General features: G+C 70.4%; 15 protein-coding genes. 10 read left to right on the top strand and 5 right to left on the bottom strand.

All coding sequences use genetic code 11. The features are described 5' to 3' along the window. The first annotated feature begins 124 nt into the window (after positions 1-124). Together ACFVYE_RS27295 and ACFVYE_RS27300 are read left to right on the top strand one after the other, a co-directional pair. Positions 125-1393 (top strand): sensor histidine kinase, encoded by a 1269-nt coding sequence (locus ACFVYE_RS27295; protein WP_383975549.1) that lies wholly within the window; start codon positions 125-127, stop codon positions 1391-1393. Next, a complete protein-coding gene (locus tag ACFVYE_RS27300) occupies positions 1378-2025 on the top strand; it encodes a LuxR C-terminal-related transcriptional regulator (RefSeq protein WP_383975552.1) in 648 nt (215 codons plus the stop codon). Before ACFVYE_RS27295 ends, ACFVYE_RS27300 begins: the two co-directional genes overlap by 16 nt. A 216-nt stretch (positions 2026-2241) precedes the next feature. On the opposite strand, the gene ACFVYE_RS27305 is transcribed toward ACFVYE_RS27300, so the two are convergent. Beyond that, positions 2242-2745, bottom strand: coding sequence for a MarR family winged helix-turn-helix transcriptional regulator (locus ACFVYE_RS27305; RefSeq protein WP_383975555.1), 504 nt, complete (start codon positions 2743-2745; stop codon positions 2242-2244). 81 nt (positions 2746-2826) lie between these two features. Between ACFVYE_RS27305 and ACFVYE_RS27310 the strand changes: the two genes are divergently transcribed. Then, on the top strand, positions 2827-3378 hold the full coding sequence (locus ACFVYE_RS27310; RefSeq protein ID WP_389607531.1) for a carboxymuconolactone decarboxylase family protein: 552 nt from the start codon (positions 2827-2829) through the stop codon (positions 3376-3378). 129 nt (positions 3379-3507) lie between these two features. Next, on the top strand, positions 3508-4986 hold the full coding sequence (locus ACFVYE_RS27315; RefSeq protein WP_383975560.1) for a DUF1996 domain-containing protein: 1479 nt from the start codon (positions 3508-3510) through the stop codon (positions 4984-4986). Between the two features lie 43 nt (positions 4987-5029). Here ACFVYE_RS27315 and ACFVYE_RS27320 read toward each other — a convergent pair whose 3' ends face one another. Beyond that, on the bottom strand, positions 5030-5500 hold the full coding sequence (locus tag ACFVYE_RS27320; protein ID WP_383975563.1) for a hypothetical protein: 471 nt from the start codon (positions 5498-5500) through the stop codon (positions 5030-5032). Positions 5501-5664: 164 nt separating this feature from the next. Here ACFVYE_RS27320 and ACFVYE_RS27325 point away from each other — a divergent pair, with 164 nt between their 5' ends. The 6 genes from ACFVYE_RS27325 (at position 5665) to ACFVYE_RS27350 (ending at position 14695) form a co-directional block, all read left to right on the top strand. After that, complete coding sequence (locus ACFVYE_RS27325) at positions 5665-8790, top strand: alpha-N-acetylglucosaminidase TIM-barrel domain-containing protein (protein WP_389607532.1); 3126 nt, start codon at positions 5665-5667, stop codon at positions 8788-8790. 71 nt (positions 8791-8861) lie between these two features. Then, entirely contained in the window at positions 8862-10811 is a 1950-nt protein-coding gene (locus ACFVYE_RS27330; protein ID WP_389607533.1) for a hypothetical protein, read from the top strand. Positions 10812-11372: 561 nt separating this feature from the next. Further along, entirely contained in the window at positions 11373-11699 is a 327-nt protein-coding gene (locus tag ACFVYE_RS27335) for a hypothetical protein (RefSeq protein WP_383975572.1), read from the top strand. 196 nt (positions 11700-11895) lie between these two features. After that, on the top strand, positions 11896-12801 hold the full coding sequence (locus ACFVYE_RS27340; protein ID WP_383974508.1) for a metal-dependent hydrolase: 906 nt from the start codon (positions 11896-11898) through the stop codon (positions 12799-12801). Positions 12802-12803: 2 nt separating this feature from the next. After that, positions 12804-13886, top strand: coding sequence for a PDR/VanB family oxidoreductase (locus tag ACFVYE_RS27345; RefSeq protein WP_383974505.1), 1083 nt, complete (start codon positions 12804-12806; stop codon positions 13884-13886). An 86-nt stretch (positions 13887-13972) separates the two neighbouring features. Continuing rightward, positions 13973-14695: a TetR/AcrR family transcriptional regulator gene (locus ACFVYE_RS27350; RefSeq protein WP_383974502.1), complete on the top strand. Its 723-nt coding sequence runs from the start codon at positions 13973-13975 to the stop codon at positions 14693-14695. Positions 14696-14707: 12 nt separating this feature from the next. Here the strand turns inward: ACFVYE_RS27350 and ACFVYE_RS27355 are convergent, their stop codons facing one another. The 3 genes from ACFVYE_RS27355 to pulA form a co-directional block, all read right to left on the bottom strand. Beyond that, positions 14708-15058 (bottom strand): 5-carboxymethyl-2-hydroxymuconate Delta-isomerase, encoded by a 351-nt coding sequence (locus ACFVYE_RS27355; RefSeq protein ID WP_383974511.1) that lies wholly within the window; start codon positions 15056-15058, stop codon positions 14708-14710. Positions 15059-15182: 124 nt separating this feature from the next. Beyond that, positions 15183-17219 (bottom strand): ATP-binding protein, encoded by a 2037-nt coding sequence (locus ACFVYE_RS27360; RefSeq protein WP_383974499.1) that lies wholly within the window; start codon positions 17217-17219, stop codon positions 15183-15185. Between the two features lie 191 nt (positions 17220-17410). Further along, positions 17411-22723, bottom strand: a complete 5313-nt coding sequence (gene pulA, locus ACFVYE_RS27365) for a pullulanase-type alpha-1,6-glucosidase (RefSeq protein ID WP_383974497.1) — start codon at positions 22721-22723, stop codon at positions 17411-17413. Between the last annotated feature and the right edge of the window lie 262 nt (positions 22724-22985).

The raw sequence follows: 22985 nt of genomic DNA on the forward strand, positions 1-22985 counted from the left end.
CTGCAGGGTGGTGCTGGGTACACCCCGCCCGGGTGGCGAAACGGCTGACGTCCGGGGAGCCCGCCGGGTGAGACTGTCTGCGGACGGGCCCGACACGGGGCCCGGCGAGGGGAGATGGACCGAGATGAACTCGATACGGGCCCGGGTACGGGGGGCGCTGCTGGCCGCCGGGCGGGGAGTCGTGCTGTCGATCGCCAGTCTGGCCGGGTCGATCACCCTCTTCGTATGGACGGTGCTCTCCATCTCCTTCATCCCGCTGGGGATCGGCCTGGTCACCACCCCCTACGTACTGGAGCTGGTCCGCAAGCACGCCAACCAGCGCCGGCTGCTCGCGGTCACCTGGTCCGACGTCCGCATCCCGGTCCCGTACCGCCCCTTCCCGAAGGATCTGCGCACCGGATTCACCGGGCAGGTGGAGCGGACCACGCTGATGCTGAAGGACCCGGCGACCTGGCGGGACATCCGGTGGCTGCTGGTCGACATGACGGCCGGCTATGTGGTGTCGATCGTGGCCGGCGCACTGCTGCTCTACCCGGTGGAGGGTTTCGTCCTGGCGGCGGGCCTGTGGCGGGTCTTCACCGACGACCGCTACTGGTACGCGTTCGTTCCGGTCGACAGCCAGGCGACGGGGCTTGCCGCCGCCGCGCTCGGTGTGGTGCTCTTCGCGACCGGCGTGCTGGTCAGTGAACGGCTGCTGCGGCTGCACTTCGTGATCGCCCGCTCGGTGCTGGCCCCCACCCATGAGCAGGAGCTGGCCCGGCGCATCGACCGCCTGACCGAGACCCGGCACGAGGCCGTGGACACCGCGGCCTTCGAACTGCGGCGCATCGAGCGCGACCTGCACGACGGTGCGCAGGCCAGGCTGGTCGCCATGGGCATGAGCCTGGGCACCGTGGAGGCGCTCATCGAGAAGGATCCGGCGCGGGCGAAGAAACTCCTCGCCATGGCCCGGGAGTCGTCGGCCGAGGCCCTCACGGAGCTGCGCGATCTGGTCCGGGGCATCCACCCGCCGGTCCTCGCCGAACGCGGACTCGGGGACGCGGTCCGGGCGTTGGCGCTGCGGCTGCCCTTCGAGTCGGAGGTCCAGGTGGAGCTGCGCGGCCGGGCGGACGCCGCGATCGAGTCGGCCGCGTACTTCGCGGTGAGCGAGACGCTGACGAACGCCGCCAAGCACTCGGGGGCCGACCGCGTCTGGGTGGACATCCACCACGCGGACGCCATGTTGCGGGTCTGCGTCACGGACAACGGCAGGGGCGGTGCGGCGGTCGGATCCGGCTCGGGCCTGAGCGGAATCGAACGCCGACTCGGTACATTCGACGGCATCATGGCCGTCAGCAGCCCCGCGGGCGGTCCCACCATGGTGACCATGGAGATCCCTTGCGAGTTGTCCTAGCCGAAGATCTCTTCCTGCTGCGCGACGGGCTGGTCCGCCTGCTGGAGGCGTACGACTTCGAGATCGCGGCAGCTGTGGAAACCGGACCGGAACTGACCCGGGCCCTGGCCGAGTTGGAGCCGGACGTCGCGGTCGTCGACGTCCGGCTTCCACCGTCCCACACGGACGAGGGCCTGCAGTGCGCCCTGGCGGCCCGGCAGGCCAGGCCGGGATTGCCGGTGCTCGTGCTCTCGCAGCATGTGGAGCAGCTGTACGCGCGCGAGCTGCTGGCGGACGGCAACGGGGGCATCGGCTATCTGCTCAAGGACCGGGTCTTCGACGCGGAGCAGTTCATCGATGCGGTACGCAGGGTCGCCGCGGGCGGCACCGCGATGGACCCGCAGGTGATCTCGCAGTTGCTGTCGCGGCGCTCGCAGGACAAGCCGATGGGCGGGCTGACTCCGCGTGAGCTGGAGGTCATGGAGCTGATGGCACAGGGCCGTTCGAACGTGGCGATCGCCTCGCAGATGGTGATCACGGAGCGGGCGGTGGCCAAGCACACCTCGAACATCTTCGGGAAGCTCGGCCTGCCGCCGTCCGACGACGACAACCGCCGCGTTCTCGCGGTGCTCGCCTATCTGGACCGGGGCTGAGCCGGGTTCCCTCCGGCCGGTGGCCGCGCAACCCCGGCGAGTTGCGCGGCCACAAGGGTTACGAAGCCGAGCTCAGGTGCAGCGTCGTGGCCCCCAGATGCGGTGTGGCCCGGGACTCAAGCACCTTTACCTCGATCGGTCCGTACCGGGTGAAGAGTTCGTAGAGCTGGTTGGTCCAAGCCTGAACGCAAGGCCCGAGGGCAACCCCACGCCGTCTCAGTCGTTGAACCACCCCGCCGCATCGAGCCGGAAGGCGCTCGCGGGCGCCATCGCACGCAGATCGGCCTCCATCGCCCGCACCCGATCGGCACCGAGCGCCCGGACCCACTCGGCGCGCAGCCGGTCGAACCCCTCGGCCGATCTGACCAGGACCTCGACGCCTCGCGCGGTCAGCCGGACCAGCTTGCGCCGGCCGTCCCGGGGATCGTCGACACGCTCCACGTACCCGAGACCTTCGAGCTTCTCGACGGTCTTCCCGGCGGCCTGCTTGGAGACCCCGAGTCGTCGGCCGATCTCGCTGGCCGTAGCACCTTCACGGCCGACGGCCTGGAGCGCGAAACCGTACGCGGGCCGCACATCGGGGTGACCGTGCTCGGCCAGCTCACGGTGCAACTCGTCGATGATCGAACGAAATCCGGCGAACAGCAACAGGGGCAGCTCGAAGCCCGCCCCGTCACCCTCGGACGACCGCACGCCCGACTCGCCCCCTCGCTCAGCCATTGCAAGATTCGACAACGTGGTTTACCTTTTCGTCAATCACGTTGTCGATTTTAGCGCGAGCATCCACAGGAGGGGTCACCCATGTCCGCATCCCCGTTCCCCGACCACACCCTCGAATCCGCACCCGCCGCCGCCCGTCGCTCCATGGAGGCGGTGACGAAGAAGCAGGGCCATCTGCCCGCCGCCGTCGCCCGGCTCGCCGCATCACCGGAGCTGCTCGACGGCTTCCTGAAGATCAGCGCCATCTTCGAGTCCTCCACCCTGGACCCGCTCTCCCGAGAGGTCCTGATCATGACGGTGGCGACCCGCAACGAATGTCACGTCTGCGTGGCGATGCATACCGCGAAGCTCACCGCACTCGGTGCGGAACCGGAGCTGATCACGGCCCTGCGCGAGCCGGAGACACGCACCCTGCCGGATGAACGTCTCGAATCCGTCAGACAGTTCACCCTTTCGGTGATCGCGACGTCCGGAGCCGTCGACGACAGGACGCTCCAGGCGTTCCTGGCGCACGGGTACACCGCCCGCAACGCGCTGGAAGTGGTCCTGGGCATCGGCGCGTACACGATGTCGACGCTGGGCAACCGGATGACCGGGGCACCACTGGATCCCCAAATGGCGGCCTTCGCCTGAGACTTGGGCATTCCATCCGGTTTACGGATGGAGCTTCCCACGAATTCCACGACCGACTGAACGGACCGCACACCGGGATCGTATGGGACGTCACGCTTCCCCCTCGAAGCAGAGGAGTTCAGGATTTCCATGGGACGCACATCGCGCAAGAAACGTTCGACACTGACCAACCGGGCGATTGTCGCCTCGGCCGCACTGGTTCTGGGCGGGGGCGGGCTGGTCGCGCTCGATTTCCATGCGTCGGCGGGAGAGGGATCTTCCGGCTCGCCTCCCGACCGGTCCTTGAATACAGGCCGCCAAATGTCCACCATCGACTGCCCCGACGTGGGAAACGAGCTTCCCGACGTGCCCGATCGGGCACGCGGGGAGGTCGACCGCGAACTCGCGGCGATGGACACCCAGATCACCGACGCCTATCAGCAATTCGCCGACCGCAGGGCCGAGATCGCCAGGGATCCGGATCTCGCCGAGAATGCCGTGCTCGGTCCGCTGGAGGACCGGCGGACGGCGAGCATCGACCGCATCGCCACCGCCATCGAGCGCAACGCGGACCGCCCGAAGGAACTGGACGGGCTGGCCCCGTGCAGCCTGCGCGCCGACGACGGGAACCAGGACGGCCGGAATCAGGACGGTCAAGGCCAGGGCGATGGGGACCAGGACGGCCAGGACCAGACAGGTGAGGACCAGGACGGCCAGGACCGGGCAGGTCGGCCCCAGGCCGGCAATGGTCCCGAGGACTCCGACTTCGTCGACATCCGGTCCGTCCAGCCCGATGCCGACACCCCTCGTCAACGCCGTGGTGCCTCGCGTGGCGCGTTCATCACCGAATGCGGACGCAACGAGAACGGCAAATTCAACCCGGACAATGTCATCGTCGCGCCCGGAGTGAGCAATGGCGCTCACCATATGCACGATTACGTCGGCAACCAGGCCAACGACGCCTTTGCCGGCGACGACGACCTGGCCGAGGGCGACACCAGCTGCCGGAACCAGGGCGACAGATCCACGTACTACTGGCCCGTGCTGCGTCTGCAGAACGGTCAGGCCGAGAACGACGCGGATGCGGACGGCGGCGGCAAGGACCAGAACATCGGGGAGATCCAGACCCCGTCCCAGGTCACACTGAAATTCATCGGAAGTCCCACCGGGAAGGTGACGGCCATGCCGCGCTTTCTGCGGATCATCACCGGTGACGCCAAGGCATTCACCAACGGGGACGCCAACGCCAATGCCTCATGGAGCTGCACCGGATTCGAGGACCGGCAGCTGAAGGACAAATACCCGATCTGCCCCGCGGGCAGCCAGGTGGTCCGTTCCTTCGCATTCCAGAGCTGCTGGGACGGCCGGAACATCGACAGTGCGAATCACCGCACCCATGTCTCCTTCGCGCAGGACGACGGCCGCTGCCCGAACGGCTTCCGGGCCATTCCCCAGCTGGTCCAGCGCATTGTGTACGACGTTCCGCCGGGCCCCGGCTTCGCCGTCGACTCGTTCCCGGAGCAGCTGCACAAGCCCGTCACCGATCACGGCGACTTCATCAATGTCTTCGACGACAACCTGATGCAGAGGGTGGTTCGCTGCATCAACGGTGGTCGCAAGTGCCGCTGAGACGGCCCCGGCAGCAAAGCCTGCCCCTTTCGGACCTGCGCGGTCAGCTCCCGTGGTGACCGGAGTGCCCCGCCTCGCCGCCCCCGCCGGAATCCCTCCCCGACGAGTGGTGCGGCGAGGCGGTCTCCACCGTCCCCCCGAGCCGGCCGCGCAGTGCCGCGACCACCTGCGGATCCCCGACGGCCACCCACTTCCGGCCGACCAGGTACGAGCCGCCGTAGTCGTTGGCTTCGTTGATCCACTCCCGCTGCCCGCGATCGCTCGCGAAGGTCGCCAGCACATAACGCCCGTCGTCCGTCGAGCAGTTGGCCTGCCGGAGTTCCTCGGCATCGGTCCGGATGCTCGGCCTGCAGTGTGCCTTCGAGGCCAGCTGCTCCAGGGTGCCGGTCGCGGTCGGCGGAACTTCCTCTCCCCCTGCGCACCCGGCGAGCAGCATCACACCGGCCACGCATACGGCCAGGGCGGCCGGCACCCCGGATCCATGCCCGCGTCGCATCTCCCGCTGCGTCACCATCCGGCCATCGTGCCCCTTCCCACCCGGTTGCGGCGGCCGAACGGCTGGATCGGAACAAACCGCCGTACGCCCCATTGCCCGCCCCCTCACCCGTCATTAACGTGCGCACCGCACACACCTGTTGTCACATGCACCACCATGAACAACACCGAGGAGTGCGGACCATGACGGAACCTTCCCTGCCCTTCAGCTCCTCCCGAAACTGCTCCCGGCTCTCACGACGTACGCTGCTGGGCACCGCCGGAGCCATCGGCGCCGCTGCCGCAGCCGGCGTCGCCGCACCGGCACAGGCCACCGCCGTACCGTCCGCTCCTCCCCGCCCGCCCCAGGACCTCACCCCCGCGAGCGAGGCACTGCGCCGTCTGCTGCCGGACCACGCGGACCAGTTCCGTATCCGCGCCCTCTCCGGCGGCGACGCCCCCGACCGCTTCCGCGTCACCGGCACCACCGGGCGGGTCGAGATCGCCGCCACCACCCCGGCCGCCGCCCTGACCGGAGCGCACTGGTACCTCAAGTACACCTGTCACAGGGTCATTTCATGGTCCGGAAGCCGCACCGACCTCCCCCGCCGGCTGCCGGCACCCCGCACCCCCGTCGAGCGGTCCGCGACCGTCGCGCACCGGTTCGCCTTCAACGACACCCACGACGGCTACACCGCCCCGTACGCCGACTGGCCGCGCTGGGAGCGGATGCTCGACGTCCTGGCCCTGCACGGCTGCAACGAGGTCCTGGTCACCGCCGGGCAGGAGGCGGTCTACCACCGGCTGCTCCAGGACTTCGGCTACACCGAAACCGAGGCCCGCACCTGGCTGCCCGCCCCCTCCCACCAGCCGTGGTGGCTGCTCCAGAACATGAGCGGATACGGCGGTCCGCTCGGCCCCGAGCTGATCGGCCGACGCGCCGAGCTGGGCCGGCGCATCGCCGACCGGATGCGGGAGCTGGGCATGGCACCGGTGTTCCCCGGCTACTTCGGCACGGTCCCGGACGGCTTCGTCGCTCGTAACCCGGGGGCGCGGGTCGTCCCGCAGGGCACCTGGAACGGACTGCGCCGCCCCGACTGGCTCGACCCGCGCACCCCCGTCTTCGCCGAGGTGGCCGCCGCCTTCTACCGGCATCAGGAAGAGCTGTTCGGCCCGGCGGCCCACTTCAAGATGGATCTGCTGCACGAGGGCGGCACCGCCGGTGACGTCCCCGTGCCGGACGCCGCCCGTGCCGTCGAGTCCACCCTGCATGCCGCGCACCCGGACGCGACCTGGGTGATCCTCGGCTGGCAGGCCAATCCGCGACCGGCCCTGCTGGAGGCGGTCGACACCGACCGGATCCTGATCGTCGACGGCCTCTCCGATCTGGACACGGTCACCGACCGGGAGAAGGACTGGGGCGGAGCTCCGTACGCCTTCGGCACCATCCCGAACTTCGGCGGCCGTACGACGATCGGCGCCAACACCGACCGCTGGACTGAGAAGTTCACGGCCTGGCGCGACAAGCCGGGCAGCGCCCTGGTCGGCACGGCGTACATGCCGGAGGCGGCGGAGCGCGATCCGGCCGCGTTCGAGCTGTTCGGCGAACTGGCCTGGCGGACCGAGAAGATCGACCGGACTGCATGGTTCCGGGATTACCCGCAGGTCCGTTACGGCGGCCGCGACCGGTCGGCCGAGGCGGCCTTCGCCGCGCTTGCCGCCACCGCGTACCGGCTGACGAGCACCGACGGCCGCCCCGTCGACTCCCTCTTCTCCCGTCGCCCCAGCATCACCTCCTCGGTCAACTTCGCCTTCGACCCGGCCGGTTTCGACCGGGCGTTCGCGGCGCTCCTCGACGTACGCCCGTCCCTTCGCGATTCGGACACCTACCGCTACGACCTCACCGACCTGGCCCGGCAGGCGCTCGCCAACCGCTCCCGGATTCTTCAGCCACAGCTCCGGGCCGCCTACGCCGACAAGGACGGGGACAGATTCCGTACGCTCGCCGCTCTCTGGCTGAAGCTGATGCGGCTGACGGAGGCGATGTCGGGCTGTCACCGGGCCTTTCTGCTGGGGCCGTGGCTGGAGGATGCCAAACGGCTGGCGACGAGCCCGGCGGAAGCGGTGCGGCTGGAGTGGACGGCGCGCACCCTGATCACCACCTGGGCGGACCGGACGGCCGCCGACAATCTCAGCAACTACGCCAACCGCGACTGGCAGGGGCTGATGGGCGAGGTCCATCTCCCGCAGTGGCAGGCGTACTTGGACGAGCTGACCGACGCACTCGACGCCGGCAGGGCGGCGAAGCCGTTCGACTGGTACGTGGGCGAGGAGGAGTGGACCCGGCGGACCACGAGCTTCCCGGTACGCGCGACGGGCGATGCCCATCGCACGGCACAGCGCGTGTTCGAGACCCTGTCCACCGCCCCGTACCAGGGCACCGTCACGGTCCTGGCCGATCCGGTGGCGTTCACGCCCGGCAGCACCGGCACGGTGACGGCCTCCTTCCGCAACCTGAACGGTCTGCGGTCCACCGGAAGGATCGACTTCGCGCTCACGGGCCTCGACGCCACCGCGACGGGCGACGCCGCCATCGAGGAGGTCGCGGCCGGCGGTACGGGCTCGGTGAGCTGGCGGGTCACCGCCCCGTCCGAGCCGCTGACCGCACCTCTGCGGCCGATGCCGTACGAGCTGCGCACCGCGTACGGACCGCGCGGCGCGGAACGGGTGACGGATCTGCAGCGCAGCGCGGTGTACATGGCTGCGCCTCCGGCGCCCGGCTGGCGTACGTACACGAGCAACGCGGCGGTCTTCGGACAGCTCGGCGAGCGGTACGCGATCAACGGGGCGGGCCAGGACCTGTGGAAGGGCACCACCCAGTTCGGCACGGCGTACCGGGAGGGGGCGTGGGCCGACGGGTCGAGCGCGACGGTGAGGGTGGACGCGCAGGAGAACACCGGGGGCTGGGCGCGGTCGGGCATCGTGGTGCGCAACAGCCTCGCGGCCCCGGGCTCCGCCGGGTTCCTGAACCTTGCGGTGACACCGTCCAACGGTGTGGTGCTGTCGTACGACACGAATGGCGACGGCACGCTGGACACGTACCAGCGGATCACCGGTATCAAGGCCCCGGTACTGCTGCGGCTGGCCCGGACCGGGAGCAACTGCACCGGTTCCTGCTCCACCGACGGCGGGGTGACCTGGCGGGTGGTGGCCACGGTCCTTGTGCCGTGCGCGGCGGCGGCCTCGGACGTGGGGATCTTCATGAGCGCGACGAATGGCGGAAGCGGGTTGCGCGGCACTGTCGAGTTCAGCGGATGGCAGCTGTCGTGAGGGGGTGCCCCGGTGCATCGCACATGAGCGCACCGGGGTGACCATCGCACGATTCGCTCGTTCTGTTGAACGTGCGTCCACTATCAGAGGTATCTTCCGCAGCCGGCCCGGCCGATGTGGAGCAGGCCGGGGCCGCGCTCGTCGAGCACTATCCGCGACTGGTCCGGCTCGGCTATCTCGTACTGCCGCCGTCCCTCGGCTGCCATCGCCGTGTTCTGACGGCGCACGCCCTGGCCCAGCGGGCACTGCTGTCGGGGCGCAGGGCGGGGTGCGTGGCCGGGGGCGGCGTCCCACCACCGCGCAGTTCCGCCGGCGCGGTGGTGGTGGATCCGTCCTATGCGTATGTCCGCGGGAGGGTGCTGCGTGGGGCGCTGGAGGCGAGCCGTCCGCTGCGCCGCGTCCGGGTGACACTCCTCCTCCCGCTGGTGTGGGGGCTGCGGCTGTTCCCGCATTCCGGCGGTTCGGATGAACTCGCCCTGGAACAGGTGCTGTCGGCCCTCTCCGCTCCCGCCCGCGCCGCCTGCGTGCTGCGCGGGCTGGAGCGGCTGCCCGATGCGGAGGTGCGGCGGGCGCTCGTCGCTGCCGGGGTGACGGACCCGCATGCGGCACTCGCGGAGGCGGAGGGCGTTTCGGCTCCGTACGCGCTGCTCGACTCCCCGGAGTTCGACCCCTGTTCGCTCCAGGCCCGCCCACCGGATCTGCTGCGCCGCCGACAGCACGCGAAGGCGGCGGTGGCGGCCGTCGCGGCGCTGCTGGTGTGCGGGGCGCTGCTGGGGCTGCCCGGCAACGGCTGGGCGGGCAACGGCTGGGGGCGCGGCACTCCGCCCGTATCGCCGTACACCCGTAACGCCGCCGCCGAACAGGCCCTGGATCCAGGTGCGTTGCACCGGGTGTCGGCGACGTTCTGGCGGCGCTCGCCCCGTACCGATTTCACCTCCTGGCCCACCCGTGGCGACCGCGCCGGAGATACCCGGCTGCTGCGCCGAGCGCTCACCGTATGGGCGCATCCGGACGGCGCGGTGCGTGCGTCGGCGACTCCGAGGACACCTGTCGGCCCGCCGATGGGTGCGCCGCAGCTGCTGTACGCGGGATCGGTGGACCGGGCGACGGTGGTGCTGTTCTACGACGGGCTGCGCATCGTGCGGTACGCGGAGCCGCGTGACGCCTCTCCGGCCGGGGGCGTGGCGCTCGACTTCGCCCGGGTCGACGGTGCGGACATGGCCTCGGCGGGCGCCCTGATCGCGGGCCGTACGCGCGACCGGGTCCGCTACCTCACCGCGCCCTGGGTGCATGCGGTCTCCGTACGGAATCTGCTCGCGCCGGGCAGCGCCCCGCGGCTGCTGCGCCGCACCCCCGACGGCGTGACCGCCGCGCTGACCAGCCCGGCGACGGCCGCGAGCTGCCGCGCCTGGGAAGCGATCGAGCTGCGCGACGGCTCGGCGACGCGTCTGATGACGGACCTCGGCGAGCTGACCCCCGCCCGGCTGACGTCGGGCCCGCCGTCAGCGGCGCACGATGTCTCCGGACGGGCGGAGCGGGACAGCTGGGCGCGGACCGCCTGCCTGCTGCTCTCGGTCCGTTCGCACGGCGTACGGTCGGTGAACTCCTGGCAGTTCGCCGAGCAGTTGCTGCCCGAGGACAACGGCTCCGCGCACTGGCTCTGCACCAGGGCGGAGACCTGGCGCGGCACCGGAAGCCGGGTCCTCGCCCAGTTCCAGGCCCCGTCGGCTCCGTCCGTCGCAACAGGCGGCCCGCCCGGGGCGGTCGCGGCCCGGGCCGAGGACACACCGGCCTGCGGGATGCGCGATCCACGGGTGCTGGCCGGGGTGCTGTGGAAGTCGCACGGCGGACGCTGGTACGTACTGGCCGCGGGCAGCGAGCAGTTCGCCTCGCTGACCACCTCGGGCGGGGTGGAGGGGCGGTCCGACAGCCGTCTCCTCGCCGTACCGGCCAGGGCGGGCGACCGGGCACGGCTGAACGGGACGCTGACGGACGGCAGTCGGGTGGGCGCCCTGCGCTGACCTTGTTTCCGTACCGCCGTGCCGTTTCCCGTACTTCTTGTCGGGTGGCCGTCCCGGCCGGTGCGGTCCGACGTCGGTGTCGGCATCGTCGCAATCGGCCTGCCGATCCATGTTCCGCCGGGGCACGAGGCGCGTCCGGGCAGCAGCAGCTCGGTCGTCATCACCGAGATCTGCACCTTCTCGTTCAGCTTGTCCGGTGGGCGTCCGTGCGCGCCGTGATCCGCCACTCGGCCCCCTCATGGCGCCCAGCGAGCCGGCCTTCCGGCGTGCTCGTGGATCCGGACGCGGAGTCGCCGCCAGGCACGCGTGCCCCGGTACCTCGGTGGAGGACCGGCAGGTGGGGCGGTGCGCCGAGGAGCGGGGGCGAAAGTCGCGGGATGGAACGGAGGGTTGGGCGAGGTCCACGGTCTGCCTACAAGGGTTGGTTCCACGATCAACGACATTCCAGCAGATCGGGTGTCCTGGCGAGCGTGGTGCAGTCATCGGCGGTGGTCGGGGGGCGACGGTTGCCATGACCAATCCGAGCAGGCGCTTCGGCGCCTGCTGCGACAGGAGATCGTTATGCATGTTTCCCGCTTGGCTGCCGCAGTCTGTGTGGCAGCCATCGTCGGGCTGGGCGGAGCCGGCGCGGCCCAGGCCGCCGCCCCCGGCGCCGCTGTCGGTGCCCACTCCGTGCAGGCCCAGGACGGCCGGCACGGGGATCGCGACCACCGCGACCACGGACGCTGGGGCCACGACAACGACCGTTACCGCGACCACGGACGCTGGGGCCACGGCAAGAACCGCCACCGCGACCACGGACGCTGGGGCCACAACGAGGACCGCTACCGCGACCACGGACGCCGGCACCACGACAACGACCGGTACTGGGAGCACCGTTCCCACTGATCCGGTCCGAACCGCTGTATGACCCGGGCCCGTGGCGCCCCCACCGAGGGGGACCGCCACGGGCCCGACGCGTGCGCCCCGGATCGGCCGGGCCGGGAATCCGGCACGGCAGACGGGAACCCGACCACCGATCAGCGGTGCAGGAATTCGCTGCACGCCCCTGTTCCCCCCACGTACCCATCAGTACATTGACAACATGTCTAACACGCAGCCGGCGCCGGTCGCTTCGGAACGGACGCAGCTCAAGGCCCGCAAGGTCTCCTTCGCCTGGGAGAAGACGCCTCTGCACTGGGTACCGGGCGACCCGTTCGCCACGCACACCATCAACGTGCTCCATCTGCTGCTGCCCGCCGGGGAGCGCTGGTTCATCCATGTGTACCGACAGGTGCTGCCGTACATCCACGACGAGCAACTGCGCCAGGACGTCATCGGGTTCATCGGCCAGGAGGCCGTGCACTCCCAGGCCCACGACGACGTCCTGCCCCGTCTGAAGCAGCTCGGTCTGGACCCGACGCCGTACACCGCACAGGTCGACTGGTTCTTCGAGAAGCTCCTCGGCGACCGGACGCTGCCGCCCGGCCGGGCGCGGAAGTGGTGGCTGATGGAGCGGGTGGCGACGATCGCGGCGATCGAGCACTACACCGCGTTCCTCGGCGACTGGGTGCTGAACGCCGATGAGTTGGACCGGCGCGGCGCCGATCCGACGATGCTGGATCTGCTGCGCTGGCACGGCGCGGAGGAGGTCGAGCACCGCTCGGTCGCCTTCGATGTGTTCATGCATGTCGACGGCGGCTACCGGCGGCGGGTACGGACCTGGGCCGCGGCATTCGCCGCGCTGCTCTTCCTCTGGCAGCGCGGTACGCGCTTCTTCATGGAGAACGACCCGAGCCTGCTGCACGGCAGGGCGTCGTTCAAGGAGTTCTACATCAGCGGAAGGCGCGGCACCCTGCCCGCGACCGGTGATCTGCTGCGCTCCATACCCCGCTATCTGAGTCACGCCTACCACCCCTCGCAGGAGGGCAGTACGGCCCAGGCAGTCGACTATCTCGCCCACTCGCCCGCGGCCACGGCCGCCGAGGCCCGTACGACGGGAAGCAGCTGACCATGCCCCTCCCCCTGCCCCGCCTGCGCACCGTCGTCCTCGTCGCCGGCGCCGCGCTGCTCGCGAAGCGGGCCATGCGCCACCGCATCGAGAGCTCCCCGCTCTGGCCGCTGCCGGCCCTGGAGAATCCGGTCTCGGGCCACTCCGAGCGCCGTTCCACCACCACCCGCCGTCTGCTCATCACCGAGCGGACCGCCCCCGCCGACGGCGTGGTCCAACTCCGCCTGGAGGGACCCGGCCTGCCCGCCTGGCAGCCCGGCGCGCACCTGGACCTCCTGCTGCCCTCCGGGCTGGTCCGCCAGTACTCCCTCTGCGGGAACCCCGCCGACCCCGACACGTACACCATCGCGACCCGCCTGGTCGAGGACGGCCGGGGCGGCTCCCGCGAGGTCCACGACCGGCTCCACGAGGGCGAGGAGATCGAGGTCCGCGCCCCCCGCAACCGATTCCCCCTCGTCGAGGCCCCCGCGTACCTCTTCGTCGCGGGCGGCATCGGCATCACCCCGATCCTGCCGATGCTGCGTTCCGTCGCGGCCTCGGGCGCCGACTGGCGGCTGCTGTACGGCGGACGGTCCCGCGCCACGATGCCGTTCCTGGACGAGATCGAGAAGCTGGGCACGGAGGGCGACCGGGTGACAGTCGTCCCCGGGGACGAGGCGGGCCACCCGGACACGGCCGCGGCCCTGGCGGACACGGCGGAGGGCACAGCGGTCTACTGCTGCGGTCCGGAGCCCCTGACGGACGCGGTCACCGCCGCCCTCCCGCCCGGCCGCACACTGCATCTGGAACGCTTCACGGCAGCGACCACGTGCTCGGCCGGCTCCGGCCCCTTCGAGGTCGAACTGCACCGCTCCGGCCGCACGGTCCAGGTGGCGGCGGGCCAGTCGGTACTGGCCGCGGTGCGCGAAGAGCTGCCGTACGTCTCGTACTCCTGCGAACAGGGCTTCTGCGGGACATGCCAACAGCGCGTCCTGGAGGGCGAGATCGACCACCGCGACGAATTGCTGACGGACTCGGAACGGGACGACTCGATGCTGATCTGCGTGTCGCGTTGCCGGGGCGAGCGGCTGGTGCTGGATCTCTGAAGGGTGGGGCAGGCCGGCGCCCCACGTCCTGAGCGGCCCCGGCCCACCACCCCTCCCCCACGGCCCCACTGGGTACCCTGTCCACCATGACGACCGGGGTGCGGCGCAGGATGGGCGTCGAGGAGCGCAAGCAGCAGTTGATCGGTGTCGCGCTGGAGTTGTTCAGTCACCGCTCCCCGGACGAGGTGTCGATCGACGAGATCGCGGCCGCTGCGGGGATCTCGCGGCCGTTGGTCTATCACTACTTCCCGGGGAAGCAGAGCCTGTACGAGGCGGCGCTGCGGCGGGCGGCCGACGAGTTGGCGGCACGGTTCGTGGAGCCGCGTGAAGGGTCGCTCGGGGCACGGCTGTTGAGGGTGATGGGGCGGTTCTTCGACTTTGTCGAGGAGCACGGTCCGGGGTTCTCGGCGCTGATGCGGGGCGGGCCCGCGGTCGGGTCGTCGACGGCGAACGCGATGATCGACGGGGTGCGGCAGGCGGCCTACGAGCAGATCCTGGCCCATCTGGGGGTCGAAGATCCCCCGGCGCGGCTGGAGTTGGTCGTGCGGTCGTGGGTTTCGCTGGCCGAGTCGACGGCGCTGATCTGGCTGGACGGGCGGCGAATCCCGCGCGAGGAGCTGGAGATTCAGCTGGTGCACGACTTCGCGGCGCTGGCCGCGGTGAGTGCCGCGTACGACACGGAGATGGCGGGCATCGTGTTACGGGTCTTCGCGCAGGAGCCGGCGGACGGACCGTTCGGGGAGCTGTTGAGCCGGCTCTCCGCTCTGGCGCCCGCCGTGCCGGCCGTTCCCGTGCAGCGGCTGCCGTAACGGCCTTACTGCTCAGCGCTTGCGGTAGGACGGGTCCAGATCGCGGGTCTCCGCCGACGCGTGGACGGTGACACCGTCGACGGGCTTGAGGTGGGCGGCCAGCAGCTCCAGCACGGAATCGGTCAGTTGTGCCTTGAGCTCTTCGGCACGGCCGGGCAGCAGGGCGATCGAAATGTTCAGGACCGCGTCGCCGGTGGCCGTGTCGCCCGCCACGAATTCCTCGACGCGCCGGAAGCGGGTCTTGCAGGCGGCGATCTTCGTGGTGACCGTCTCGGCGACCAGCGGGTGCAGGGCGAGTGCGAAGCCGCGGCGGTCGAAGCTGTCGTCGAGCTCTGCGGAGTAGTCGACGGTGATCTGCGGCATCATGCGCTCCTGGGTGCGGGTACAGCGGGTACGGCCGGTTGCCGGACCTCAGATTTACGCTGATCGGCATGACCGCACAAGAGGATTCGTTCCTTGATCCGGATGCTCCGGGTGTCCTCAGGCCCTACGTGAGCAGTTCGCCCTGGAGCGCTGCCGCGAGGCCCACCTCCGCGTTGTCCGCCCGGCCCCTTTCGAAGGCGCGTTGGTAGGCGGCGTCGCCGACGGCCGCGCGGGCCTGGCGTTCGCAGGCCTCGCGCAGGGGGCCCAGTTCCGGGGTGCCGCGTTGCGGGTGGCCGACCATGCGCCAGTAGACCTGTCCCGTGCCGTACACCCGGGCGGCGCGGGCGCCCGCTCCCTGGGCGGCGATCGCCGCGGCCAGAATGTCCAGGCCGAGCGCGATACCGAAGCTGTCCCGGAGGCGGTGTTTGCCCACGAGCATCGAGCGGGCGTGGGCGGCGGAGGCGTCTGCGTCGCCCTGCAGCAGGGCGATCAGGGCGAGTTGGTAGTCGACGTAACTACGGGTCCAGCACTCGTCCTGGGCCTCGCAGGCCGCGCGCAGGTCCAGGGCCGCCGCCTCCGCCTCGTCCAGCCGTCCCAGGCCGGTGAGGGCGAAGACGGTGATGAGCCGACAGCGCAGCCGGTAGGCCGTTTCGAGCGGGGTGGCGGTGCCGGTGGTGCTCAGTACCCGGTCGATCCGGCGCAGGCTCGCCTCGGGGCGGCCGGTCATCAGATGGGTGAGGCCGCACAGATAGGCGGCGGCGAGGATGCCCTCGTCGGCCCCGTCGCGGGCCGCCGCCCTGGTGCACTCCCTGCCCAGGCGCCGGGCGGCCGGGTAGTCGCCCTGGAGCATGACGGTGATGCCCAGAACCCACAGTGCGCGGGTGCGGTGGGGTCCTTCGGCAGGTCCGGCGTCCAGGGCGCGCTGGGCGTATTCACGGGTCTGCGGCAGATGGCCGCAGCAGCACCAGAAGAAGCCGATCCGGCCCGCCATCTCCTGGGCGGCCCCGGTGTCATGGGCCAGCAGGTGGTCGAGGGCGGCACACAGGTCGGCGTGCGACTCGGCGATGCGGTGGTACCAGATGATCTGTTCGTCGCCGGTCCAGCCCGCGTGGGCGTGGCGTGCAAGGCTGAGGAAACAGGCGGCGTGCCGGTCGGCGGCGGCCCGTTCCTCGCCGAGCTCGGCAAGCCACATCCGTCCGTACTCGCGGATGGTGTCGAGCATGCGGTGCCGTACGCCGTCCCGTCCGACAACCGACTTGGCGACCAGGCCGTTCAGTGCCTCGGTCACACCGTCCTCGGTGAGCGGCCCTTCGGCGCAGATCTCGCGGGCCGCGGCCTCGTCGAAGTCGCCGCGCAGGACGGTCAGCCGGGCCCAGAGCAGCCGTTCCAGCGGTGTGCACAGCTCGTGGCTCCAGCCGATGGCGGTGCGCAGGGTGCGGTGGCGCGGCAGCCGGAGCGATTCATCGGTCGGTACGTCGAAGCGGGAGCCGATCCGTACGGCGAGTTGCTCGACGGTTTCCCGGCAGAGGGCTCCCGCCGCGAGTTCGATGGCGAGCGGAATGCCTTCGAGGCGGCGGCAGATCTCGGCGGCGGCCTCGGCGTTGCCCGGCGCGTCGAGGGCGAGCCCCGGGGCTGCCGCGGCTGCCCGGTCCCGGAACAGTGTCAGTGCGTCGGCCGCGCCCCCGACGGGCAGCGGTTCCACCTCGACGAGCCGCTCGCCCTTGATGCCCAGGGGCTGCCGGCTGGTGGTGAGCACGGTGAGGCCGGGTGACGTGGTGAGGATTTCGCCGAGCAGATGCGCGCACGCGGAGCGCAGATGCTCGCACGAGTCGAGGACCAGCAGCAGTTCCTTGTCGACGAGCCATTCGCACAGCGCGTCGATGGGCATGCGCAGGGTGTGGTCGGAGAGCCCGACCGCGTCGGAGACGGTCGCGATGAGCAGTCCGTCGTCGTGGAGCGGTGAGAGATCCGCCCACCGGGCGCCGTCGCGGTGTCCGGCCGCCGCATGCCGGGCCGCGCGGACCGCGAGCCTGGTCTTGCCGACACCGCCGCTGCCCGTGAGTGTGGTCAGCCGGTGTGCGGCGAGGCTGTGTTCGAGCCTGGCAAGTTCCGCTTTCCGTCCGACAAAGCTCGTTGTCTCCTCGGGGATGTTGCTCGCCATGGTCACCGTCGCTGAAACAGGTGGACCGGCCGGTCCCGGCCCCCGATTCCCGTACTTCGCAGGCATGGGAGGACGCCTGGCGTACCGGAAAGGGGCCGGGACCGGCCGGGAGGGGCAGGAAGGCACGCCCGGGAGTGCGGTGCTGCGGCACTCCCGGGCGGCTGCTGCCTCTCAACGTAGTCCCGTACGGCTCAGCTCAGGGAAAACACCGCCACCGTGCGTCCCGGGACGGTGAAGCTTCCCGAACTCCTCTCGTACGTCGACTTCTTGACAGTAGAATCCGCGCCCGCAGCCTGGACGGGATGCAGGACGTACTGCTGCCCGGCCAGGCCGGCGATCTTCTGGTTCTCGGTGCCGGGGGTCGCGTTGAGGACGACCACCAGCTTTCCGAGCCTCATGGTGATCACACCCGGTGTCTCGTCCTTCCCGGAGAGCGGGAAGGACAGGGCGGACTGGACCTGCTCGGTGGTGGAGAGGTCGAAGTCCTTCTCCGTGGAGCGGATGGTGAGCAGGTCCCGGTAGGCGGCGGACGTGCCGTTGATCTGTGCGCAGCCGGGGCTGAGCGCGGCCCCGGTCAGCAGCGGCCTGGCATAGGACCACTTGGACCCGTTGTCGGCTGCCGGGGGCAGTCCGCGGCCGAAGCCGTTGCCGTCGCGGCAGTCCCAGTGCAGGGCGTTGAACCAGTCGCCGCTGTCGTACGAGTTGCGGTCAAGGGACTTGGAGCGCAGCAGATCGGTGCCCGCCTGGGAGAGCGAGGGCCCCTGCGAGAGGGTGGCCGTCGCCATCGCCAGGACCTGCATACGGGCCCGGTCCGCCGCTGATGTGCCCGCCGGGAGCTTGAACGCGAGTGCGTCGTACAGCGACTCGTTGTCGTGGGCGTCGGCGTAGGCGAGGGCGTCACCGGGAGCCGCTGCGTATCCGGCCGGGGCGCCGTTGTAGTCGACGCCGGAGCCCTTGACCGTGTTGCCGAAGGAGTCGGTGAAGGTGTAGTCGGCGAGGTTGCCGGTGAGGCCGACCTTGATCAGGTCCTGGTAGTGGAGCAGCCGGGCCTTCTGTTCGGCCTTCGTGCCGTTGGCGGCCGAGGCGTTGGGGTCGGTGTAGAGGCCGGTGGCGAAGCCCTGCACGCCCGGGTCCTCGTCGAAGGGGCTGCCGCCGCGGACGGCGTCGCGGGACCGGTCGGAGAAGGTGGCGATGCCGGTGCCGGCCATGTTCTTCTGAGTGGCCTGGACGAAGCGGGCGTCGTCGGCGATCTCACCGAAGTTCCAGCCCTCCCCGTACAGGATGATCTTCTTGCCGTCGACGCCGTCCTTGGCCACGGTCAGCGCGTCGAGCGCCTTGCGGACGGCAAGGATGTTGGCCTTGGGGTGGTGGCCCATCAGGTCGAAGCGGAAGCCGTCGACCTTGTACTCCTTGGCCCAGGTGACGACCGAGTCCACCACGAGCTTGCCCATCATGGTGTTCTCGGGTGCGGTGTTGGCGCAGCAGGTGGAGGTGGCCACGGTGCCGTCCTCCAGCAGCCGCTGGTAGTAGCCGGGCACGATCCGGTCGAGGACGGACTTGTCGTCCTGGCCGGAGGCCACGGTGTGGTTGTAGACGACGTCCATGACGGTCCGCAGTCCCGCGCCGTTCAGCCCCTGCACCATCTGCCGGAACTCGACGGTCCGCCGTGTGCCGTTCGGGTCGGAGGCGTACGAACCCTCCGGGACGGTGTAATGCAGCGGGTCGTAGCCCCAGTTGAACCCGTCCTGCGCCGCGGCCTTCGCCACGCAGGCCTGCTGCTCCTCGGAGTCGGGGGCGTACACGGACAGATCGCAGGCCGGCTTCTGCTGGGCGGACTTCTTCTCGGGGACGGTGCCGATGTCGAAGGCGGGCAGCAGATGGACGTAGCTGGTGCCGGAGTCGGCGAGCTGCTTGAGGTGCTTCATCCCGTCGGAGCGGGTGTCGGTGAAGGCGAGGTATTCGCCGGGGTGCTTCGAGGTGGGGTCCGCGATCGAGAAGTCGCGGATGTGCAGCTCCTGGATCTGGGCGTCACGCAGCGGGACGGCGGCGGGCTTCCTCAGCCCGGACCAGCCCTTCGGCGCGAGGCCGGGGCCGTCGAGGTCGATCACGAGGCTGCGCGCGGAGTCCGTGGTCAGGGCGGTCGAGTAGGGGTCCGTGACCTTGTTGGTGACGATCTTCTGGACGGTGGGCGCCCAGACATTCACGATGTAACGGTAGGGCTTGCCCGTCCACTTCTCCGTGCCCGTGACGGACCAGACGCCGGTGCGGTCGTCGCGGCGCATCGGGACGCTGCGGCCGTCGAGTTCGAGGGCGACGGTACGGGCCGTGGGCGCCCAGACGGACAGCGTGGGGCGGCCGTGGTCGAAGACCGGGCCGAGCGAGGCGGTGGCCGCGTTCTTGCCGTAGAGGTCGTCGAGCACTCCCGCGCTCTGTACGCCGGTGGCGGCGAGCAGGGCGCCGTTGGCGGCGCGCTGGGTGGCGATCAGCTGGCCGCGCAGCGCCTCACGCACCCTGTCCCGGTCGCGGACGTCGATGGTGAACGCCGGATAGTCCTTGAGGTGCGGGTACTTCGCCTTCTGCGCGTCGGTCAGCGCGGACGGTGCGAGCCGCAGCCACTGCCCCTCGGCAAAGAGTGCCCCGTCGACGACGGAGATGCCGCCGCCCGATGCGTAGACGAGCTGCTGGCTGGTGGCTTCGGTCGCCTTCACCTTCCACACGACGGTGTCGGAGTCGATCCACTGCGCCTCGGCCTTGGTGAGGTCGGGCGTGGGTACGCCGCCGGCCTGCGGCAGCAGATAGCCGGGCGTGCCGCCGAGCATCCAGACCTCGTGCCCGTAGGTGGCGATGTCGAGCGACTGGTCGCTGGGGAGGTCCTTCTCGTCGCCCTTGTGCAGGATGTAGCTGAGCGAGGTGGCGCCGTCGGTGAGCGGCACTTCGAAGGTGACGCCGGAGGCGTCCTTCTTCACCGGCTGGAGCGGCTTGGCCCAGTCTGTGGGGTCCTTGGCCCCGGTCCAGGTGTGCAGCCCCCAGCCGTCGTAGTCGCCGTCGGTCCGGTAGTAGTGCAGTACTGCCTTTGTGGTGTCCTGCGGCGGGTAGGCGCCGTCGGGGGCCTCGTCGGCCTGGCCGTCCTTGCCCTGCTCGATCCAGACCTGTCCGGTCTTCGCGAGGTCGACGGTGCGCTGCGGCCCGTCGGCGGTGCCGGACTTCTCCACGGTGTACGGGAGGGAGGAGACACCCTCGTCGAGCTTGATCCAGGCGAAGGCCCCGTAGGCGTCCCGCCCGGTGAACCCGGCCGACTTGTCGCCCGCCTGGATCCGCCAGCCGTCGTAGTCGCCGTCCGTACGCCTGTAGTGGACGACGGCGTAGTCGCGCTCGACCGCGACGGGCTTCTCGGCAGCGGGTGCCTGTCCCGCGGTGGAGGAGGCGAGGGCACTCGCGGTGCGGCCGGCACGGTCGACGACAACCGCCTTGTACCGCAAGGGGGTTCCCGCGGCCACCGTGTCGCCAACGGTCTGGGTGACCTTGTACGGGGCGTGGTCGGCGGAGCCGAGGGTGACCCACTTCCCGTTGCCGGTCCGGGCGGCGAAGACGACCCGGTTCAACTGTCCGCCGTCGACGTCGGCGGAGATCTCGACGGTGCCGGTGGCTCCGGCGGCCGGGGCCTTGAGGGTGATCGAGGGCTTGGCGGCGGGTTCGCCCATCGCTTTCCCGGCGCGCAGCACGATGCTGGAGAGGGCGGGCACGGTGACGGTGATCCTCTTGTCGGCACCGCTACGGGTAGAGGCCGAACCACCGTAGATCGTACGGAAGTTCATCCCTTCCGAGGCCGTCGGAAGCTCGACCGTCCTGGCCTCGCTGCCGTTGTTCGTGGCTACGACGTACTCGTGTCCCTGCTCGGGGTCCGTACGGGAGAAGGCGTACACGGACCCTTCCGCAAGGCGCTCGGTCTGGACGCCGTTGCGCAGAGCCGGGTTCTTCCTGGTCAGCTCGGAGAGCGCGGCGATGTTCCGGTAGAGCGGGTGCTTCGTGTCGTACGCGTCGAAGGCGTGGGTGCGGTCGGTGCCCAGCTCGTCGTCGTCGAGGTAGTCGGCGGTCTTCGAGGCGAACATGGTCTGGCGGGCGTCCTTGTCGCCGCCCGCGCCGGTGAAGCCCTGCTCGTCGCCGTAGTAGACGACGGGGTTGCCGCGACTGAGGAACATCAGCTCGTCGGCGAGCTGTGCGCGCTTGACGAGTTCCGCGTCATCGGCCTTCGGGTTGTCCTGCTTCAGGAACGAGCCGATGCGTCCCATGTCGTGGTTGCCGAGGAAGGTGACCTGCTCGTAGGCGTTGGCCTTGTCGGTGGTGTACCGGTAGTCGTCACCGAGGACGGCGGCGAGCTTCGAGGCCGGGGCGCCCTGCGAGGCGTACTGCCTGGCCGCTTCCTGGAACGGGAAGTCGAGCGTCGCGTCGAGCCGGCCCCGGGTGACGTAGGGCGAGGTGATGGCGGTGTCGGCGGAGTAGACCTCGCCGAACATGAAGAAGTCCTTGCGCCCGTGGTCGGCCGCGTAGTCGTCGAGGGCGGTCGCCCACTGGGTCCAGAAGTCCAGGTCGACATGTTTGACGGTGTCGATCCGGAAGCCGTCGATATCGAAGTCCCGGACCCACTTCTCGTAGATCTTCTCCATGCCGGAGACGACCTCGGGCCGCTCGGTCCACAGGTCGTCGAGGCCGGAGAAGTCGCCGTACGTGGTGGACTCACCGGCGTAGGTCGAGTCGCCGCGGTTGTGGTACATCGTCGGGTCGTTGAGCCAGGCCGGGACCTTGCTCCCCGTGTTCTTCGGTGTGTACGGGAACGAGTCCGCGTCCACCTTCGCCAGGCCCTTGCCGTCGTCGAACGGGCGGCCGTCCTTGTCGAGGTACGGGTAGGCGCCCTTCGGCCGGTAGCCGTAGGTCTTCTCGGCGTAGTCGACGGTGTCCGCGGTGTGGTTGGTGATGACGTCGAAGAAGACCTTCATGCCCTTGCCGTGGGCCCTGTCGATCAGTTTCGACAGGTCGGCGTTGGTGCCGAAGTGCGGGTCGACCTGGGTGAAGTCGGTGATCCAGTAGCCGTGGTAACCGGCCGATGCGTCCTTTCCGGTGCCCTGAACGGGGCGGTTCTTGAAGATCGGGGCGAGCCAGATGGCGGTGGTGCCGAGACCCTTGATGTAGTCGAGCCGCTCGGTCAGGCCCTTGAGGTCGCCGCCCTGGTAGAACCCCTTGTCCGTGGGGTCGTAGCCGGTCTCCAGCCGTGAACCGGTGAGCCCGCCGCGGTCGTTGGAGGTGTCTCCGTTCGCGAACCGGTCGGGCATGACGAAGTAGAACTGTTCACGCGTCAGATCGTGGCGGGCGGGCTCGGCGGCCAGCCGGGCGTCCGAGGGCGGGCCCGGAGGTCTCGGCGCGGCGGACGCGGACGCCGCCGGGACGACGGGGAGGAGCGCCGCGCAGAGTGCGGCGACGACTCCCCGTCTCAGGGTGGAACGGGACACGGGCGGGGTCTCCTTGTGTGCGGGTGGGGTTCTCGGGGTGGGCGGACCGGTTGGGTGGCGGGGCGGGCGCGGGGCCCACCGGGGCGTCTCCTCGAACGACGCGGACTCGTCCTGCACCGCAGGTGAGCCGTCCTCCTGCTGCGTCGTCCCGTGGGGATCGCCCTGGTACGCCCCCGCCCCGGGCACCCCTCTCCCGGGGCCGGACGCCCACGTGAAGGCGGCGGTGCGCGGGGAGGGGGCGTTTCGGGGTGATCCCCGCAGG

This window comes from Streptomyces sp. NPDC058239, from assembly GCF_042882185.1.
Lineage (GTDB): Bacteria > Actinomycetota > Actinomycetes > Streptomycetales > Streptomycetaceae > Streptomyces.

Excerpts from the sequence above, each read along its gene's own strand:
- ACFVYE_RS27295 (WP_383975549.1), top strand. The coding sequence starts at position 125 with ATGAACTCGATACGGGCCCGGGTACGGGGGGCGCTGCTGGCCGCCGGG.
- ACFVYE_RS27305 (WP_383975555.1), bottom strand. The coding sequence starts at position 2,745 with ATGGCTGAGCGAGGGGGCGAGTCGGGCGTGCGGTCGTCCGAGGGTGAC.
- ACFVYE_RS27310 (WP_389607531.1), top strand. The coding sequence starts at position 2,827 with ATGTCCGCATCCCCGTTCCCCGACCACACCCTCGAATCCGCACCCGCC.
- ACFVYE_RS27315 (WP_383975560.1), top strand. The coding sequence starts at position 3,508 with ATGGGACGCACATCGCGCAAGAAACGTTCGACACTGACCAACCGGGCG.
- ACFVYE_RS27320 (WP_383975563.1), bottom strand. The coding sequence starts at position 5,500 with ATGGTGACGCAGCGGGAGATGCGACGCGGGCATGGATCCGGGGTGCCG.
- ACFVYE_RS27325 (WP_389607532.1), top strand. The coding sequence starts at position 5,665 with ATGACGGAACCTTCCCTGCCCTTCAGCTCCTCCCGAAACTGCTCCCGG.
- ACFVYE_RS27335 (WP_383975572.1), top strand. The coding sequence starts at position 11,373 with ATGCATGTTTCCCGCTTGGCTGCCGCAGTCTGTGTGGCAGCCATCGTC.
- ACFVYE_RS27340 (WP_383974508.1), top strand. The coding sequence starts at position 11,896 with ATGTCTAACACGCAGCCGGCGCCGGTCGCTTCGGAACGGACGCAGCTC.
- ACFVYE_RS27345 (WP_383974505.1), top strand. The coding sequence starts at position 12,804 with ATGCCCCTCCCCCTGCCCCGCCTGCGCACCGTCGTCCTCGTCGCCGGC.
- ACFVYE_RS27350 (WP_383974502.1), top strand. The coding sequence starts at position 13,973 with ATGACGACCGGGGTGCGGCGCAGGATGGGCGTCGAGGAGCGCAAGCAG.
- ACFVYE_RS27355 (WP_383974511.1), bottom strand. The coding sequence starts at position 15,058 with ATGCCGCAGATCACCGTCGACTACTCCGCAGAGCTCGACGACAGCTTC.
- ACFVYE_RS27360 (WP_383974499.1), bottom strand. The coding sequence starts at position 17,219 with ATGGCGAGCAACATCCCCGAGGAGACAACGAGCTTTGTCGGACGGAAA.